At 70.9% G+C, this 15,830-nt stretch carries 16 protein-coding genes; 13 read left to right on the top strand and 3 right to left on the bottom strand.

Annotated features, from left to right (window positions below):
- Positions 1–105: 105 nt before the first annotated feature.
- Positions 106–507: a VOC family protein gene (locus AB5J50_RS38550; protein WP_369263318.1), complete on the top strand. Its 402-nt coding sequence runs from the start codon at positions 106–108 to the stop codon at positions 505–507.
- On the opposite strand, the gene AB5J50_RS38545 is transcribed toward AB5J50_RS38550, so the two are convergent.
- A complete protein-coding gene (locus AB5J50_RS38545; protein WP_369263317.1) occupies positions 490–1,182 on the bottom strand; it encodes a helix-turn-helix domain-containing protein in 693 nt (230 codons plus the stop codon). The two genes, AB5J50_RS38550 and AB5J50_RS38545, sit on opposite strands and share 18 nt — an antisense overlap.
- 10 nt (positions 1,183–1,192) lie before the next feature.
- Positions 1,193–2,128, bottom strand: coding sequence for a cupin domain-containing protein (locus tag AB5J50_RS38540; protein WP_369263316.1), 936 nt, complete (start codon positions 2,126–2,128; stop codon positions 1,193–1,195).
- 81 nt (positions 2,129–2,209) lie between these two features.
- Between AB5J50_RS38540 and AB5J50_RS38535 the strand changes: the two genes are divergently transcribed.
- On the top strand, positions 2,210–3,043 hold the full coding sequence (locus AB5J50_RS38535; protein ID WP_369263315.1) for an NAD(P)H-binding protein: 834 nt from the start codon (positions 2,210–2,212) through the stop codon (positions 3,041–3,043).
- On the opposite strand, the gene AB5J50_RS38530 is transcribed toward AB5J50_RS38535, so the two are convergent.
- Entirely contained in the window at positions 3,044–4,216 is a 1,173-nt protein-coding gene (locus AB5J50_RS38530) for a YihY/virulence factor BrkB family protein (RefSeq protein WP_369263314.1), read from the bottom strand. It abuts the gene before it with no gap.
- Between the two features lie 17 nt (positions 4,217–4,233).
- Here AB5J50_RS38530 and AB5J50_RS38525 point away from each other — a divergent pair, with 17 nt between their 5' ends.
- From AB5J50_RS38525 to AB5J50_RS38475, 11 genes are all read left to right on the top strand, one after another.
- Complete coding sequence (locus AB5J50_RS38525) at positions 4,234–5,883, top strand: acyl-CoA dehydrogenase family protein (RefSeq protein WP_369263313.1); 1,650 nt, start codon at positions 4,234–4,236, stop codon at positions 5,881–5,883.
- 338 nt (positions 5,884–6,221) lie between these two features.
- Positions 6,222–7,490, top strand: coding sequence for a GAF domain-containing protein (locus tag AB5J50_RS38520; RefSeq protein WP_369265626.1), 1,269 nt, complete (start codon positions 6,222–6,224; stop codon positions 7,488–7,490).
- Positions 7,491–7,716: 226 nt separating this feature from the next.
- On the top strand, positions 7,717–9,084 hold the full coding sequence (locus AB5J50_RS38515) for a hypothetical protein (RefSeq protein WP_369263312.1): 1,368 nt from the start codon (positions 7,717–7,719) through the stop codon (positions 9,082–9,084).
- A 158-nt stretch (positions 9,085–9,242) separates the two neighbouring features.
- Positions 9,243–9,815, top strand: a complete 573-nt coding sequence (locus AB5J50_RS38510; protein WP_369263311.1) for a GNAT family N-acetyltransferase — start codon at positions 9,243–9,245, stop codon at positions 9,813–9,815.
- Between the two features lie 161 nt (positions 9,816–9,976).
- Positions 9,977–10,060 (top strand): putative leader peptide, encoded by an 84-nt coding sequence (locus tag AB5J50_RS38505; RefSeq protein ID WP_309486338.1) that lies wholly within the window; start codon positions 9,977–9,979, stop codon positions 10,058–10,060.
- Positions 10,061–10,195: 135 nt separating this feature from the next.
- Entirely contained in the window at positions 10,196–11,890 is a 1,695-nt protein-coding gene (locus AB5J50_RS38500) for a nitrite/sulfite reductase (protein ID WP_369263310.1), read from the top strand.
- The gene (locus tag AB5J50_RS38495) at positions 11,887–12,066 is read left to right on the top strand and encodes a hypothetical protein (RefSeq protein WP_369263309.1); all 180 of its coding nucleotides are present in this window, start codon (positions 11,887–11,889) and stop codon (positions 12,064–12,066) included. Before AB5J50_RS38500 ends, AB5J50_RS38495 begins: the two co-directional genes overlap by 4 nt.
- Positions 12,063–12,773: a phosphoadenylyl-sulfate reductase gene (locus tag AB5J50_RS38490; protein WP_369263308.1), complete on the top strand. Its 711-nt coding sequence runs from the start codon at positions 12,063–12,065 to the stop codon at positions 12,771–12,773. Before AB5J50_RS38495 ends, AB5J50_RS38490 begins: the two co-directional genes overlap by 4 nt.
- A gap of 59 nt (positions 12,774–12,832) precedes the next feature.
- A complete protein-coding gene (cysC, locus tag AB5J50_RS38485; RefSeq protein ID WP_369263307.1) occupies positions 12,833–13,369 on the top strand; it encodes an adenylyl-sulfate kinase in 537 nt (178 codons plus the stop codon).
- Positions 13,366–14,328, top strand: coding sequence for a sulfate adenylyltransferase subunit CysD (gene cysD, locus AB5J50_RS38480; RefSeq protein WP_369263306.1), 963 nt, complete (start codon positions 13,366–13,368; stop codon positions 14,326–14,328). Before cysC ends, cysD begins: the two co-directional genes overlap by 4 nt.
- A 2-nt stretch (positions 14,329–14,330) precedes the next feature.
- Entirely contained in the window at positions 14,331–15,686 is a 1,356-nt protein-coding gene (locus AB5J50_RS38475; protein WP_369263305.1) for a sulfate adenylyltransferase subunit 1, read from the top strand.
- Positions 15,687–15,830 lie beyond the last annotated feature (144 nt).

Here is a 15,830-nt window from a genome sequence, read left to right as displayed (position 1 = left end):
ATGACCGTGCAGACCGTGTCCGCGGATCGTGTCCGCAGACCGTGTCCGCGCACCGTGTCCGATTCGTTCAAGACCCCGCTCCCCCGCCCTGCCTACCGTGCCGTCATGACTCCACGATTCGATGTGATCGGCCTCGTCGTCTCCGACATGGCCGCCTCCCTCGCCTTCTACCGTCGCCTCGGCATCGAGTTCCCCGACGGTTCCGAGGACCAGCCGCACGTCGAGGCGGAGCTGCCCGGCGGACTGCGACTGGCGCTCGACACGGAGGAGACGATCCGTTCGTTCCACAGTGGCTGGCAGCCCCCGGCCGGCGGCGGCCGGATCGGGCTCGCCTTCCTCTGCGACAGCCCCGCGGAGGTCGACTCCGTGTACGAGGAACTGGTCGGCGCCGGTCATCACGGCAAGCTCAAGCCGTGGGACGCCTTCTGGGGCCAGCGGTACGCCGTCGTGCACGACCCGGACGGCAACGGCGTCGACTTGTTCGCGCGGCTACCCGAGACGCAGTAGCTCCCCTGCGGGCATCCCCGCCAACTCCCGTACGTCCCGCGCCAAATGGGCCTGGTCCGCGAACCCGGCGCGAACCGCGGTCTCCGCGAGGGGCACCCCGCCCCGCGCGAGCGAGAGGGCCCGCTGCAGCCGCAGCACCCGGGCCAGCATCTTCGGCCCGTAGCCGAACGCGGCCAGCGAGCGGCGGTGCAACTGCCGTGCGCTCAGGCCCAGTTCATCAGCGATCGCGGCGACCGGTCGGCCATGGTCCAGCGCCGCGACCAGACCCCGCAGCAGCGGATCCGGGGGATCCGCGTCCACCGCACGCTCCAGAGCCACCTCCTCCAGGGCGCTCACGGGGTCGGCGGCCCCGTCGACCTTCGCGGTGAGGCGCCGAACCTCCGTGACGGGCCACAGGTCGGCCAACTCCACCCGCTGGTCGCGGAGTTCGTGCGCGGGAACACCCAGCAGCGCGGGCGCCGTACCGGGGTAGAACCGGATGCCCGCCCAGCCACCGGGCACGCCATCGGGAACGTACGCCCGCGTGTCGGGACCGGCGACCAGCAGCCGTCCCTCGGTCCAGAGCAGGTCCATGCAACCGTCGGGCAGCACGGGCCGTACGGCCGTGCCACTCCCCGGCAGGACGCGGCTCCACACCACGGCGCCCGCCAGCCGGGACGCGCGTTCCACGTACACGTGCGCCAGGCTACGCCGCCCGCGTCCGATGCTCCTGCGGGCTGACCCCGTACACCCGCTTGAACGCGCTGGACAGCGCGAACGCGCTGCCGTAGCCGACGTGGCGGGCGATCGAGTCGAGGGTGTCGTCCGTTTCGACCAGGCGGTCTGCGGCCAGGGCCAGCCGCCAGCCGGTCAGATACGTCATCGGGGGCTCGCCCACGAGTTCGCTGAAGCGCCGGGCCAGCGCGGCCCGCGAGACCCCTGCCTTGGCGGCGAGGGTCGCCACGGTCCAGGGGTGGGCCGGGTCGTCCTGCAGGAGCCGCAGCACCCGGCCGACGACCGGGTCCGCGAGAGCCTGGTACCAGGCGGGCGCCTCGGCCTCGGGACGCGAGAACCAGGCCCGCAGCGCGGCGATCATCAGCAGGTCGAGCAGCCGGTCGAGGACGACCTCCTGCCCGGGCTCGTCGCGCACCATCTCCTCGGCGAGGATCGGCGTCAGCGGGCACTCCCACACGTCGGAGGTGAGGGAGATAAGGGGCGGCAGGGCGTCGAGCAGCCGTCCGCTGATCTCACCCTGCATCATGTACGTCCCGATCAACAGCACCGTGGAGCCGTCGAGCCGGTCGCCCCAGCTGCGTACGCCGAGGTCCCACTGGCCCTTCAGGGAGCGCCCGTCGGGGTAGGTGCACTCGCCGCCCGGCAGGATCACCGCCTGCGGCGCGGTCCCCGGGTCGTCGGCGCAGAGGTACGGGTCCGGGCCGCGCGCGATGGCGAGGTCGCCCGCCTTCAGCCGCACCCGCTCGCCCCCGTCCGGTACGACCCAGGCGTCGCCGCGGACCACCAGCATGATCGTCAGGGGGGCGCGGTCCTCGACGCGTACACACCACGGCGGGTCGAAGCACGCACGGATCATGAAGGCGCCACGCGCGCGTGGACCCTCCAAAAGGCCTGCCAGGGCGTCCATGGCGCCAGCGTAGACGCGTACGCATGGGAATGAGCCGTTCAGCGATGGTTCCTTACACCGGGCGGCAGTTGACTGACAGACATGGCAGAGAACACGAAGAACATGACGGTGTTGGTGACAGGCGCCTCGGGACGCACCGGACGCCGGGTCGCGGAGGCCGCGCGGGCGGCCGGGCTGACGGTGCGGGCCGCGTCGCGCGCCCAGGGTTTCGACTGGGAGAACCCCACGACATGGGCGGACGCCCTGCGGGGCTGCGACGCGGCGTATCTCGTCCACCCGTCGGACGTCGGCTCCCCGCAGGCCGCGGTGGCGGTCGGCGGTATCGGGCGGCGGGCGGTCGATCTCGGCGTACGGCGGCTGGTGCTGCTGTCGTCGCGGGGCGAGGAGCGGGCCCGGCCGACCGAGGAGGCGCTCAAGGCGTCGGGCGCGGACTGGACGATCGTACGGGCCGCGTGGTTCGCGCAGAACTTCAGCGAAGGCCCGCTGGTGGAGGGGCTGCGCCACGGGGAACTGGTCTTCCCCGCGGGTGAGGTGCGCGAGCCGTTCATCGACGTACGGGACATCGCGGACGTCGTGGTGGCCGCGCTGACGTCGGGCGACCGGTACGTCGGTCAGGAGCTCGCGATATCGGGGCCCCGGCTGCTGACCTTCCGCGAGGCGGTCGCGGAGATCGCGAAGGCGACGGGCGGCGAGCTGACGTACACCCCGGTGACGGCGCGCCAGTACGGCGACAACCTGGCCGGGTTCGGGGTGCCGCCCGAGGAGGTCGAGTTCCTCGTCGACCTGTTCGAGAGCCTCCTCGACGGCCGCAACTCCTACCTCTCGGACGGCGTCCAGCAGATCCTGGGCCACGCGCCACGGGACTTCGCGGACTTCGCCCGGGAGGCCGCGGCAGCGGGCACATGGAAGGCCTGATCACTGCCCCGGTGGCGGTGCGTCCCCGTTGCGGTGCGGATGGTGATGCGTGCTCTTCGCGTGTGTGCGCAGCCGGGAGGTGACGTCCTCCGGGGGCAGGAAGCGCGACCAGCGTTCCGGGAACTCGGAGGGCATGTCGGAGTCGTCGACGTCGTCGGGGTCGGCGTCGTACGAGCGGTGCGCGGCGGCGCGGGCGACGTACTCGGCGGCCTGGGCCTCGCGCAGGCGTTCGTTGGCGGCGCGGGCCGCGGCGGTGGCGGCGGCCGGCCAGATCCGGTCGATGGCGGCGTTGACGGCGGCGCCGACCAGTACCGCGAAGGCGGACACGCCGATCCACAGCAGAACGGCGACGGGCGCGGCGAGGGAGCCGTAGATCGTGGGGCCCTCGACCGTGTTGGTCAGGTAGATGCGGAGCAGGAAGCTGCCGAGCACCCACATGCCGAGGGCCACCAGGGCGCCCGGCACATCCTCGACCCACGGGGAGCGCACCGGCACGGACACGTGGTAGAGCGTCGTGAGGAAGACGACCGACAGGACGATGACGACAGGCCAGTACAGGACCTGTACGAGCGTCGCCGACCACGGCACGACGTTCACCACGGCGTCCGGGCCCGCCACCATCAGCGGCAGCGCGATCGAACCGATCAGCAGCGCCACGATGAACAGCAGGAACGACATCACCCGGGTCTTCACGATCCCCCGGGCGCCGTCGAGGCCGTACATCACGGTGATGGTGTCGATGAAGACGTTCACCGCGCGGGAGCCCGACCACAGGGCGAACAGAAAGCCGAGGGAGATGATGTCGGGGCGGCCGCCCTTCATCACGTCGTGGAGGATCGGTTCGGCGATCTGGTGCACGCCCTTGTCGGACAGGACCGTGCGCGAGGCCTCCAGGATGTTGGACTCCAGGCTGGCGATCGTGTCGGCGCCGGTCCAGGCGTCCACGTAGCCGAGCAGTCCGATCATGCTCAGCAGCAGCGGCGGCACGGACAGGAGCGTGAAGAAGGCGGCCTCGGCCGCCAGCCCCAGGATCCGGTACTCCATGCACGAGTTGACGGTGTCCTTGAGCAGCAGCCAGGCGGTCCTGCGCTTCGATACGTTCCGGTACAGCGCGCGAGCGCGGTGGAAGCGGCCCGAGGGAGGCCGTTCAGGTGTTTCTTTTGCCTGGTGCACGTCCTTACCGTATCCGTATGGCAGCCAGCACCCACACCGTGACCAACCAGGCTCCACCCCTGGTCGGATATGACGTATTCGCCGCCGACCGGGCCCTCGTGGAGGCGGTCGGCCGACATCTCGATCCGGAGATCCTTGAGGAGGCGCGAGACGATCTGTCGGCGCTCGGGCGCAGCGCGGGTTCCGCTCAGGTGCAGGAGTGGGGGGCACTGGCGAACGAGAACCCGCCCAAGCTGCGCACCCACGACCGCTACGGCAACCGGATCGACGAGGTCGAGTTCCATCCGGCCTGGCACCGGCTCCTCGGGAAGGGCGTGTCCGCGGGGCTGACCGCGGCCTGGAACCGTCCGGGCGGGCATGTGCGGCGCGCGGCCTCGTTCGTGGTCTGGACGCAGGCCGAGGCGGGCCACGGCTGCCCGCTGTCGATGACCCACGCGGCGGTGCCCGCGCTGCGCACCGACCCGGCGCTCGCCGCCGAGTGGGAGCCGCGGCTGACGTCCACGATCTACGACCAGGGGCTGCGGCCCGCCTCCCAGAAGGCCGGTGTGCTCTTCGGGATGGGGATGACGGAGAAGCAGGGCGGCAGCGACGTACGCGCCAATACGACCGAGGCGCGGCCGCTCGCCGAGGACGGGACGTATGAGCTGACGGGCCACAAGTGGTTCTGTTCGGCGCCGATGTCGGACGGTTTCCTGGTGCTGGCGCAGGCAGCCCCCTCCGGGGACAAAGGGGCGCTCACCTGTTTCCTCGTCCCGCGCGTTCTGGAGGACGGCACCCGGAACGTGTTCCGCATCCAGCGGCTCAAGGACAAGCTCGGCAACAAGTCGAACGCGTCGAGCGAGGTCGAGTTCGACGGGACCTGGGCGCGCCGGGTCGGGGACGAGGGGCGCGGGGTGCGCACCATCATCGAGATGGTCGCGGCGACCCGGCTGGACTGTGTGCTCGGCTCGGCCTCGCTGATGCGGCAGGCGGTCGCGCAGGCGATCCACCACTGCACCTACCGTGAGGCGTTCGGCGGCCGGCTCGTCGACAAGCCGCTGATGCGCAACGTACTCGCCGATCTGGCGCTGGAGTCCGAGGCCGCGACGACGCTCGCGCTGCGGCTGGCCGCCGCCTACGACGACGGGAGCGAGCAGGAGCGGGCGTTCCTGCGGCTCGCGGTGCCGGCCGCCAAGTACTGGGTGACCAAGCGGTGCACGCCGGTGGCCGTGGAGGCGCTGGAGTGCCTGGGCGGCAACGGATACGTGGAGGAGTCGGGCATGCCCCGGCTGCTGCGCGAGTCGCCGCTCAACTCCATCTGGGAGGGGGCGGGCAACGTCCAGGCGCTGGACGTCCTGCGCGCGCTGCAACGGGAGCCGGGGGCCCTCGACGCCTATCTGCGGGAGGTGGGCCGGGCGCGCGGCGCCGACCACCGCCTCGACGGGGCCATCAAGAACCTGCTGGCCGAACTCGCCGACCTGGACGGCATCGAGGGCCGCGCCCGCCGTCTCGTCGAGCGGATCGCGACGGTGCTCCAGGGGTCGCTGCTCGTCCGGTACGCGCCCCCGGAGGTCGCCGACGCGTTCTGTGCCTCACGGCTGGGCGGGGACTGGGGTTCGGCCTTCGGGACGCTGCCGCACAGTCTGGATCTGGCCACGGTGGTGGAGCGGGCGCGGCCGGTTTCCTGAACCGTGAGCGGCCGGATTCCGTTGCTCTTCGTAGGTGAGCACTCGGGAACGGGGGTGGTGCTGCGCCGACACGGCACCACCCCCGCATCTTGTGGCCCCGTTCAAGGAGCACGGACGCCGCGCGAGGTGACGTCGTTGTCAGTTTCAAGGAACCTTGTGACCGTTGGCGAGAGTTGCAGACCGTTGCATTCCTTTGTGCTCCTTGTGCGAACTGCCCGCGTACCGCGCCGGGAGCAGGCACGATGTGGGGAGACGGCGGCGTCACTGTTCATGCGCGGTACTGGTTTCGGGAGTGCCCTGTGAAGACCACATCGTTCAACCCCGCCCGTTTCGCTCCGCTGGACGCGTCCGAAACGGTCCGGCACCTCCAGGAAACCTGGGCCGCGACACTCAGAGGCGAACGCTCCCCGATCGCGCCGCGACCGGTCATCGGCCAGTCATGGCAACGAGTGAAACGTTTTGGTGTCGATCCCGAACAAGGCACGGACAGTGTGCTGTTGCAGACGGACGAACTCGAACATCGCCGGACATCCACCGCGCTCGCCGATGTGATGCCGATCCTCAGCGGCGGGCTGGGATCGGTCGCCGACGCGTCCCTGCAGATCATGGTGGTCACGGACCCGGAGGGCCGGGTGCTGTGGCGCGAGGGCAACGCGGGGGTGCTACGCCGGGCCGACACCATCTGTCTGGAGGAGGGCGCCGCGTGGAGCGAGGACACGACGGGCACCAACGCGATCGGTACCGCGCTGTCGGCGGGCGCGGCCGTGCAAGTGCACTCGGCCGAGCACTTCGTGCGCACGCTGCACGACTGGACCTGTGCGGCCGCGCCGGTGCACGACCCCCGGGACGGGCGGCTGCTCGGCATCATCGACGTGAGCGGGCCGGACAGCACGTTTCATCCGGCCACGCTCGCCCTGGTCGACTCGGTGTCCCGGCTGGCCGAAAGTGAACTGCGCAGCAGACATCTGACGGCCATCGAGCGGCTGCGCGCGGTGGCCGCGCCCCTCCTGTGCCGGCTCGGCGGCAAGGCGCTGGTGGTCGACACGAACGGCTGGCTCGCGGCCGTCACGGGGATGCCGCCCGTGGACCGGGTCCCCCTCCCCAACTCCTTCGGCGCGGGCCGGGTCTGGCTGCCCTCGCTCGGGATGTGCGTCGCGGAGCCGATGCCCGGCGGATGGCTGCTGCGGGTCACGGAGACCGACACCACCGGGTCCGCGAGCCGTGTCGTGCTGGACCTCGGCGAGCCCCGGCGGCCGTGCGCCACCGTCCAGGGAGCGGCGGGCAGTTGGTCGCAGGACCTGACCCCCCGCCACGCCGAGCTGCTGTACGTGCTCGCCGTGCACCGCCAGGGGCGCACCGCGGCCCAGCTCGCCGTCGACCTGTTCGGCGACCCCACCCGCACGGTGACGGTCCGCGCCGAACTGTCCCGGGTACGGCGACGCCTGACGGGCCTGCTCGACCACCGGCCGTACCGCTTCCGCGAGGAGGTGGAGGTCGAGGTCCTGCTGCCGGACGATCCGCTGGACCTGCTGCCGCACTCGACGGCGCCTGCGGTACTGGGGGCGCGGGCGGGCGGGGCACCGTGGCAGGGGCCGGGGTTGTCGTGAGGGTGTTCCGTGGGTGACCCCTGGCCGTCGAGTGCCGCCGTGTGCGGATGACCAGGGCCGTCGCGGCGGATGCTCAGTGCCGTCGCGTGCGTATTTCGTGAGTGTCTTCCGGGGTCTTCGACCAGGCTCGTGGGCATCTGCCGTAGCATCCCCTCACAGGCCACCCCACCCGTCTCTCCGTCAACCCCCGGAGTGTGAGAGGCAGTTGGCCTTGTCAGGAGGACGCATGAAGCAGCGCGGCAGGCACCGTCGTCGTAGAAGGGGCCAGGCGCTGCGCGCCACCCTGGCCGGAACCGCCCTCGCGCTGACCGCGGCCGCCACCCTGATCAGCACATCCCAGGCCACGGGAAGCGGCACTCCGGGCGGGCTGACGCCGCTCACGTCGGCGGCCGCGACCGGTGAGCTGCGTCTGCACGAGAACCTGGTCGCCCGGGACACCCTCGACACGCTCACCGAGGACATGGGCGGGAACGTCGGTGTCGACGGCGTCCTCCAGAGCGCCGACCGCTCGATGCGCGACAAGGCCGGCTGCGCCGCCGGTGAGCAGGGAGCGCTGCCCGTCGAACCGGCAGCCACGCGCGCGTACTGCTGGGACAGCGGCGACGCCGGCAACCTCCAGTGGCAGCCACGGTCCGTGACCACCTCCGGGGACGCCGACGACGACGGCCAGTGGGGCGGGCACCGGGTGATCCTGGCCGGCTGGACGCACAACGACCAGCAGGCCGCCGCGCCGACCCGGGACGAGGGCCTGGCCCGGGTCGCCTTCGTCGACGCGACCGACCCGGACGCCCTCACGTACCGCTGGGTCCTGCTCGTCGCCCCGCGCGCCGGTGGCAAGGACTTCACGGCGGTCCGCTCGGGCCTCGGCGGCATGGTCTGGTACCAGGACAAGCTGATCGTCACCGCCGCGCACGGCGCGGGCCTGCTCGTCTTCGACATGCACCGCATCCTGAAGGCCGACGTGAACAGCGGCGCCGTCGGCAGGGTGAGCGACGGCTACTCGGCGGACGGCTACCAGTACGTGCTCCCGGCCGTCGGCTCCTACGACGTGACCGGCGGCGCCTGTACGGCGGGCAGCGACAAGGCCGTCCCGTGCTTCGGCTCCCTCTCCCTCGACCGTACGACGGCGCCGGACAGCCTGGTCGCGACCGAGCGGTCCACCTCCGGCGGCGCGGCACGGTCCCGTGTCTGGCGGTACTCCTACAGCACCGCCGCCTACCGCACGGGCCTGCTCGCCGACTCCCAGGGGTATGTCGACGCGGTCGAGGCCTACGAGACCAAGGCGGCAGGAGTGTCCGGCGTCCTGTCGCACACGCCGAGCGGCACGCGCGAGGCGCGGTGGTACGTCGGCCACGCACCGGACAGCCGCACCCAGCACAGCACCCTCTGGCGGCAGACCGGGAGCGGCGCGAAGGCCGCCACCTGCACGGCGGACCGGTCGCACGCGTGCTGGGGCCTGGGCACCGCGTCCCTCTCCTACTGGCAGGAGACGGGTGAGCTGTGGACGCTGACCGGGGCCGCGGACGGCACCTCGACCCGGGAGCGGGTGCTGTACGCCGTTCCGCTGTCCACGGTCGACGGGTCGATGGAGTAGTCGATGGAGTAGACGGGTCGCTGGAGCAGACCGCTCACTGGAGCGGACGGCTCGCTGAAGTGGGCGTCCGCTCGGGACCGGGGTCGCGCCCGGGTTCCCGAGAGCGGTTCCGGGGGCACTTTTGGAGGCCGGCGTGCCCTCATGGTTCCCTGGCTCGCATGAGCAACGTCACTGTGACCACCTGGTCCCTGGAGCAGACGGCCCCGACCGACCTGGTCCCCGCGATCGCGCCCGACGGGGACGTCCGGATCGTACGGTCCGAGGTGCCCTCGCCCGAGTTCAGCCGCTTCCTGTACGCGTCGGTCGGCGGGGACATCCGCTGGATCGACCGGCTCGGCTGGACGTACGCGCAGTGGCAGGAGGCCCTGGAGCGGCCGGGCTCGGAGACCTGGGTCGCGTACGACAAGGGAACGCCCGCGGGCTATGTCGAGCTGGACCCGCAGGACGACGGTGTCGTGGAGGTCGTGTACTTCGGGCTGATCCCCGCCTTCCGGGGGCGCCGGATCGGCGGGCATCTCCTCTCCTACGGGGTCGCGCGGGCCTGGGACCTGGCCGGGCGCTGGCCGGGGCGGGCCGAGACCAAGCGGGTCTGGCTGCATACGTGCAGCCTGGACGGGGAGCACGCGATGGACAACTATCTGCGGCGGGGCTTCAAGCTCTTCGACACCAAGGTCGAGGAGGAGCCGGAGGTGGCCGCACCGGGTCCCTGGCCGGGAGCCCGCGCGGTCTGACCTGCTGGTGACCTGTCCGTGACCGGCTTCCGGCGCGTTTCGGCGGCGCCGGGGGCCCGGACATGTGACCGACGCCACCCCCGTCTCACGATGCGGGACCAGGGTGTCCACATGATGGATGAAGGTGGACTGGCCCGAGATCCCCGTGACACGCTTCCGTCATGTCTGGAACTGGAATTGCCTTGGTGAGTCGGCGGCACGTCGACCTCGGCCGCATGTCCAGCGCCATCTGTCCGGCGAGCTGACCAGTCCAGCAACGCCCGACTCTCCCCTCTTTGCGACCCTTGCGCAGTGACGCGCCCATACTTCCGTATGCGCCCGTATGCGCAGGTCAGAGCCGCTGACAGATCTGTCCCGCAGTCTCGAAGGACGTAGCAACCATGGCCGCCACCCCGCAGAATCCCGCCGCCGCGCCCCGCCGCAAGGTGAGTCGTCACCGCGGCGAGGGTCAGTGGGCCGTGGGTCACTTCACCCCGCTCAACGGCAACGAACAGTTCAAGAAGGACGACGACGGTCTCAACGTGCGGACACGCATTGAGACGATCTACTCCAAGCGGGGCTTCGACTCGATCGACCCCAACGACCTGCGCGGCCGGATGCGCTGGTGGGGCCTGTACACCCAGCGCAAGCCCGGGATCGACGGCGGCAAGACCGCGATCCTGGAGCCGGAGGAGCTGGACGACAAGTACTTCATGCTGCGCGTCCGCATCGACGGCGGCCGGCTGACCACCGAGCAGCTGCGCGTCATCGGCGAGATCTCGCAGGAGTTCGCGCGCGGCACCGCCGACCTCACCGACCGGCAGAACGTGCAGTACCACTGGATCCGTATCGAGGACGTCCCCGAGATCTGGAACCGGCTCGAAGCCGTCGGGCTGTCCACGACCGAGGCCTGCGGTGACACGCCCCGCGTCATCCTCGGCTCGCCCGTCGCCGGGATCGCCGAGGACGAGATCATCGACGGCACGCCCGCGATCGACGAGATCCACCGCCGGATCGTCGGCAACAAGGACTTCTCGAACCTGCCCCGCAAGTTCAAGTCGGCGGTCTCCGGCTCGCCGCTGCTGGATGTGGCGCACGAGATCAACGACATCGCCTTCGTCGGCGTGAACCACCCGGAGCACGGCCCCGGCTTCGACGTCTGGGTCGGCGGCGGCCTCTCCACCAACCCGAAGATCGGCCAGCGCCTCGGCGCCTGGGTCCCGCTCGACGAGGTCCCGGACGTCTACGAGGGCGTCATCTCGATCTTCCGCGACTACGGCTACCGGCGGCTGCGCACCCGCGCCCGCCTGAAGTTCCTGCTCGCCGACTGGGGCGTCGAGAAGTTCCGCCAGGTCCTGGAGGACGAGTACCTCAAGCGCAAGCTCGTCGACGGCCCGGCCCCCGACCAGCCGGTCGCCCGCTGGCGCGACCACGTCGGTGTGCACCGGCAGAAGGACGGCCGTTTCTACGTCGGTTTCGCGCCGCGCGTCGGCCGCGTGGACGGCACGACCCTCACGAAGATCGCCGAGCTGGCCGCGGGACACGGCTCCGGCCGCCTGCGCACCACCGCCGAGCAGAAGATGATCGTGCTCGATGTCGAGCAGGACCAGGTCGACTCGCTGGTGGAGGGCCTCGAAGCCCTCGACCTGACCGTGAAGCCCTCCCCGTTCCGGCGCGGCACGATGGCCTGCACCGGCATCGAGTACTGCAAGCTCGCGATCGTCGAGACCAAGGCGCGCGGTGCTTCCCTGATCGACGAACTCGAGCGCCGCATCCCCGAGTTCGACGAGCCGATCACCATCAACATCAACGGCTGCCCGAACGCCTGCGCCCGTATCCAGGTCGCGGACATCGGTCTCAAGGGCCAGCTGGTCCTGGACGACAACGGCAACCAGGTCGAGGGCTTCCAGGTGCACCTGGGCGGCGCGCTCGGTCTGGAGGCCGGTTTCGGCCGCAAGGTCCGTGGCCTGAAGGTCACTTCGGAGGAGCTGCCCGACTACGTCGAGCGGGTCCTCAAGCGCTTCGAGGCGGAGCGCGAGGAAGGCGAGCGCTTCGCCAAGTGGGCCACCCGAGCCTCCGAGGAGTCCCTCTCATGAGCGAGCGAGCGGCCCCCTTCTACTGCCCCTACTGCGGTGACGAAGACCTTCGTCCGAGCGAGCAGGGCCACGGCGCGTGGGAATGCGCGGCGTGCAATCGAGCCTTCCAGCTGAAGTTCCTCGGGCTGCTGACCCGGGGGCTTCGGCAGGACGATCGTGGAGGGGCAGAGATATGACGACGATTCAGGAAGAGCGTACGGGCGAGGACTTGAAGAGCCTCGCCGAGCAGGCGGGGCGCGACCTGGAGGACGCCTCCGCCCTGGAGATCCTCCAGTGGGCCGTCGACACCTTCGGCAAGAAGTTCTGCGTGACCTCCTCCATGGAGGACGCGGTCGTCGCCCACCTCGCCTCCCGTGCCCGCCCCGGCGTGGACGTCGTCTTCCTCGACACCGGCTACCACTTCCCGGAGACCATCGGCACCCGGGACGCGGTCGAGGCCGTGATGGACGTCAACGTCATCACGCTCACCCCGCGCCAGACGGTGGCCGAGCAGGACGCCGAGTACGGCCCCAAGCTGCACGACCGCAACCCGGACCTGTGCTGCGCGCTGCGCAAGGTCAAGCCCCTGGAAGAAGGCCTGACCAGGTACGACGCGTGGGCGACCGGGCTGCGCCGCGACGAGTCCCCGACCCGGGCGAACACCCCGGTCGTCGGCTGGGACGAGAAGCGGCAGAAGGTCAAGATCTCGCCGATCGCCCGCTGGACGCAGGACGACGTGGACGCCTACGTCGCCGAGCACGGGGTCCTCACCAACCCGCTGCTGATGGACGGCTACGCGTCCGTCGGCTGCGCGCCCTGCACCCGCCGTGTGCTGGAGGGCGAGGACGCGCGCGCCGGCCGCTGGGCGGGACGCGCCAAGACCGAGTGCGGGCTGCACGGATGACGACCACGAACACGACCTCGCACACGACCGCGGACCCCACGATTTCTCAGGAGCAGCAAGTGACGACCGGAGCCACCGTCTGGCTCACGGGTCTGCCGAGTGCCGGCAAGACCACCATCGCGTACGAGCTGGCCGGCCGGCTGCGCGAGGAGGGCCACCGTGTCGAGGTGCTCGACGGGGACGAGATCCGCGAGTTCCTCTCGTCGGGTCTCGGCTTCTCCCGCGAGGACCGCGACACCAACGTGCAGCGCATCGGCTTCCTCGCCGAGCTGCTCGCCCGCAACGGCGTCAAGGCGCTCGTCCCGGTGATCGCGCCGTACGCGGACAGCCGTGAGACGGTGCGGGGGCGCCACCAGGCCGGCGGCACCGCGTACCTGGAGGTGCATGTCGCGACCCCGGTCGAGGTCTGCTCCGTACGCGATGTGAAGGGGCTGTACGCCAAGCAGGCCGCGGGCGAGATCTCGGGGCTCACCGGCGTCGACGACCCCTACGAGGCGCCCGCGTCGCCCGATCTGCGCATCGAGTCGCACACCCAGACCGTGCAGGAGTCCGCGGCCGCGCTGCATGCGCTGCTCACCGAAAGGGGTCTCGCATGACGACCGCAGCCACTGTCTCCGAGTCGGCCGGAAGTTCCGAAGGCAACTCCGAGGGCATCAGCCCCTACGCGCTGTCGCATCTGGACGCGCTGGAGTCCGAGGCCGTCCACATCTTCCGCGAGGTCGCGGGCGAGTTCGAGCGGCCGGTGATCCTCTTCTCCGGCGGCAAGGACTCCATCGTCATGCTGCACCTGGCACTGAAGGCCTTCGCCCCCGCGGCGGTCCCCTTCACGCTGCTGCACGTGGACACCGGACACAACTTCCCCGAGGTCCTGGAGTACCGCGACCGCACGGTGAAGAAGCACGGCCTGCGGCTGCACGTCGCCTCCGTGCAGGACTACATCGACGCGGGCAAGCTCCGTGAGCGCCCGGACGGCACCCGTAACCCGCTGCAGACCGTGCCGCTGACCGAGAAGATCCAGTCCGAGCGCTTCGACGCCGTGTTCGGCGGCGGACGCCGTGACGAGGAGAAGGCCCGGGCCAAGGAGCGGGTCTTCTCGCTGCGCGACGAGTTCTCCCAGTGGGACCCGCGCCGCCAGCGCCCCGAACTGTGGAACCTGTACAACGGCCGTCACGCGCCCGGCGAGCACGTCCGCGTGTTCCCGCTGTCCAACTGGACCGAGCTGGACGTCTGGCAGTACATCGCCCGCGAGGGCATCGAGCTGCCCGAGATCTACTTCGCGCACGAGCGTGAGGTCTTCGCGCGGGCCGGCATGTGGCTGACCGCGGGCGAGTGGGGCGGGCCCAAGGAGAGCGAGACCGTCGAGAAGCGGCTCGTCCGCTACCGCACCGTGGGCGACATGTCCTGCACCGGCGCGGTCGACTCCGACGCGACCACGCTGGACGCCGTCATCGCCGAGATCGCCGCCTCCCGCCTCACCGAGCGGGGCGCCACCCGCGCCGACGACAAGATGTCCGAGGCCGCGATGGAAGACCGCAAGCGCGAGGGGTACTTCTAGACATGACCAGCACCACCGAACCCACCGAGCCCTTGTCGGTCGAGCAGTTGTCGGCCACGACCCTGCTGCGCTTCGCGACCGCCGGTTCCGTCGACGACGGCAAGTCCACGCTCGTCGGACGTCTGCTGCACGACTCCAAGTCGGTTCTCACGGACCAGCTGGAGGCCGTCGAGCGCGTCTCGGCCAGCCGCGGCCAGGACACCCCCGACCTCGCACTGCTCACCGACGGCCTGCGCGCCGAGCGCGAGCAGGGCATCACCATCGACGTGGCCTACCGCTACTTCGCGACCGCGCGCCGCCGGTTCATCCTGGCCGACACGCCGGGTCACGTGCAGTACACGCGGAACATGGTCACCGGCGCCTCGACGGCCGACCTGGCCGTCGTCCTCGTCGACGCCCGCAACGGCGTCATCGAGCAGACCCGCCGCCATGCCGCCGTCGCCGCGCTGCTGCGCGTCCCGCACGTGGTCCTCGCCGTCAACAAGATGGACCTCGTCGAGTACAAGGAGTCCGTCTTCGCGGCGATCGCCGAGGAGTTCACGGCGTACGCCTCCGAGCTGGGCGTTCCCGAGATCACCGCGATCCCGATCTCGGCGCTCGCCGGTGACAACGTGGTGGACGCGTCCGCGAACATGGACTGGTACGGCGGCCCGACCGTCCTGGAGCACCTGGAGACGGTGCCGGTCAGCCACGACCTGGCGCACTGCCACGCCCGGCTGCCCGTGCAGTACGTGATCCGCCCGCAGACCGCCGAGCACCCGGACTACCGGGGTTACGCCGGTCAGATCGCGGCCGGTACGTTCCGCGTCGGCGACAGCGTGACCGTGCTGCCCTCCGGCCGTACCTCGAAGGTCTCCGGGATCGATCTGCTGGGCAAGGCGGTCGACGTCGCGTGGACCCCGCAGTCGGTGACCCTCCTGCTGGAGGACGACATCGACATCTCGCGCGGCGACCTGATCGTGCCGAGCAAGGACGCGCCCGCGACCACGCAGGACGTCGAGGCGACCGTCTGCCACGTCGCCGACCAGCCGCTCACCGTCGGCCACCGCGTGCTGCTCAAGCACGGCACCCGCACGGTCAAGGCGATCGTCAAGGACATCCCGTCCCGGCTGACGCTGGACGACCTGTCGCTGCACCCGCACCCCGGGCAGCTGGTCGCCAACGACATCGGCCGCGTCGTGATCCGTACCGCCGAGCCGCTGCCGCTCGACTCGTACGCCGACTCCCGCCGCACCGGCGCGTTCATCCTGATCGACCCGGCGGACGGCACCACCCTGACCGCGGGCATGGTCGGCGAGTCGTTCGCCGCGCCTCAGCCGGTCAAGGACGAGTCCGACGACGACGGTTGGGACTTCTGACATGAACCCAGTCGACATCTACTCCACGTTCGCGAAGGAGGGCGGCCGCGTCGGCAGCGGCGCCCTCGGCAGCGGGCAGGGCGGAGTGGCGCGATGTGCGCGATGACGTACGCGCACCGCTTGCGCGCCCCGTCCCCCCACCCG

The organism is Streptomyces sp. R35, from assembly GCF_041053035.1.
Classification (GTDB): Bacteria; Actinomycetota; Actinomycetes; order Streptomycetales; family Streptomycetaceae; genus Streptomyces; species Streptomyces lutosisoli.
This window is presented reverse-complemented; position numbering and strand designations above follow the sequence as displayed.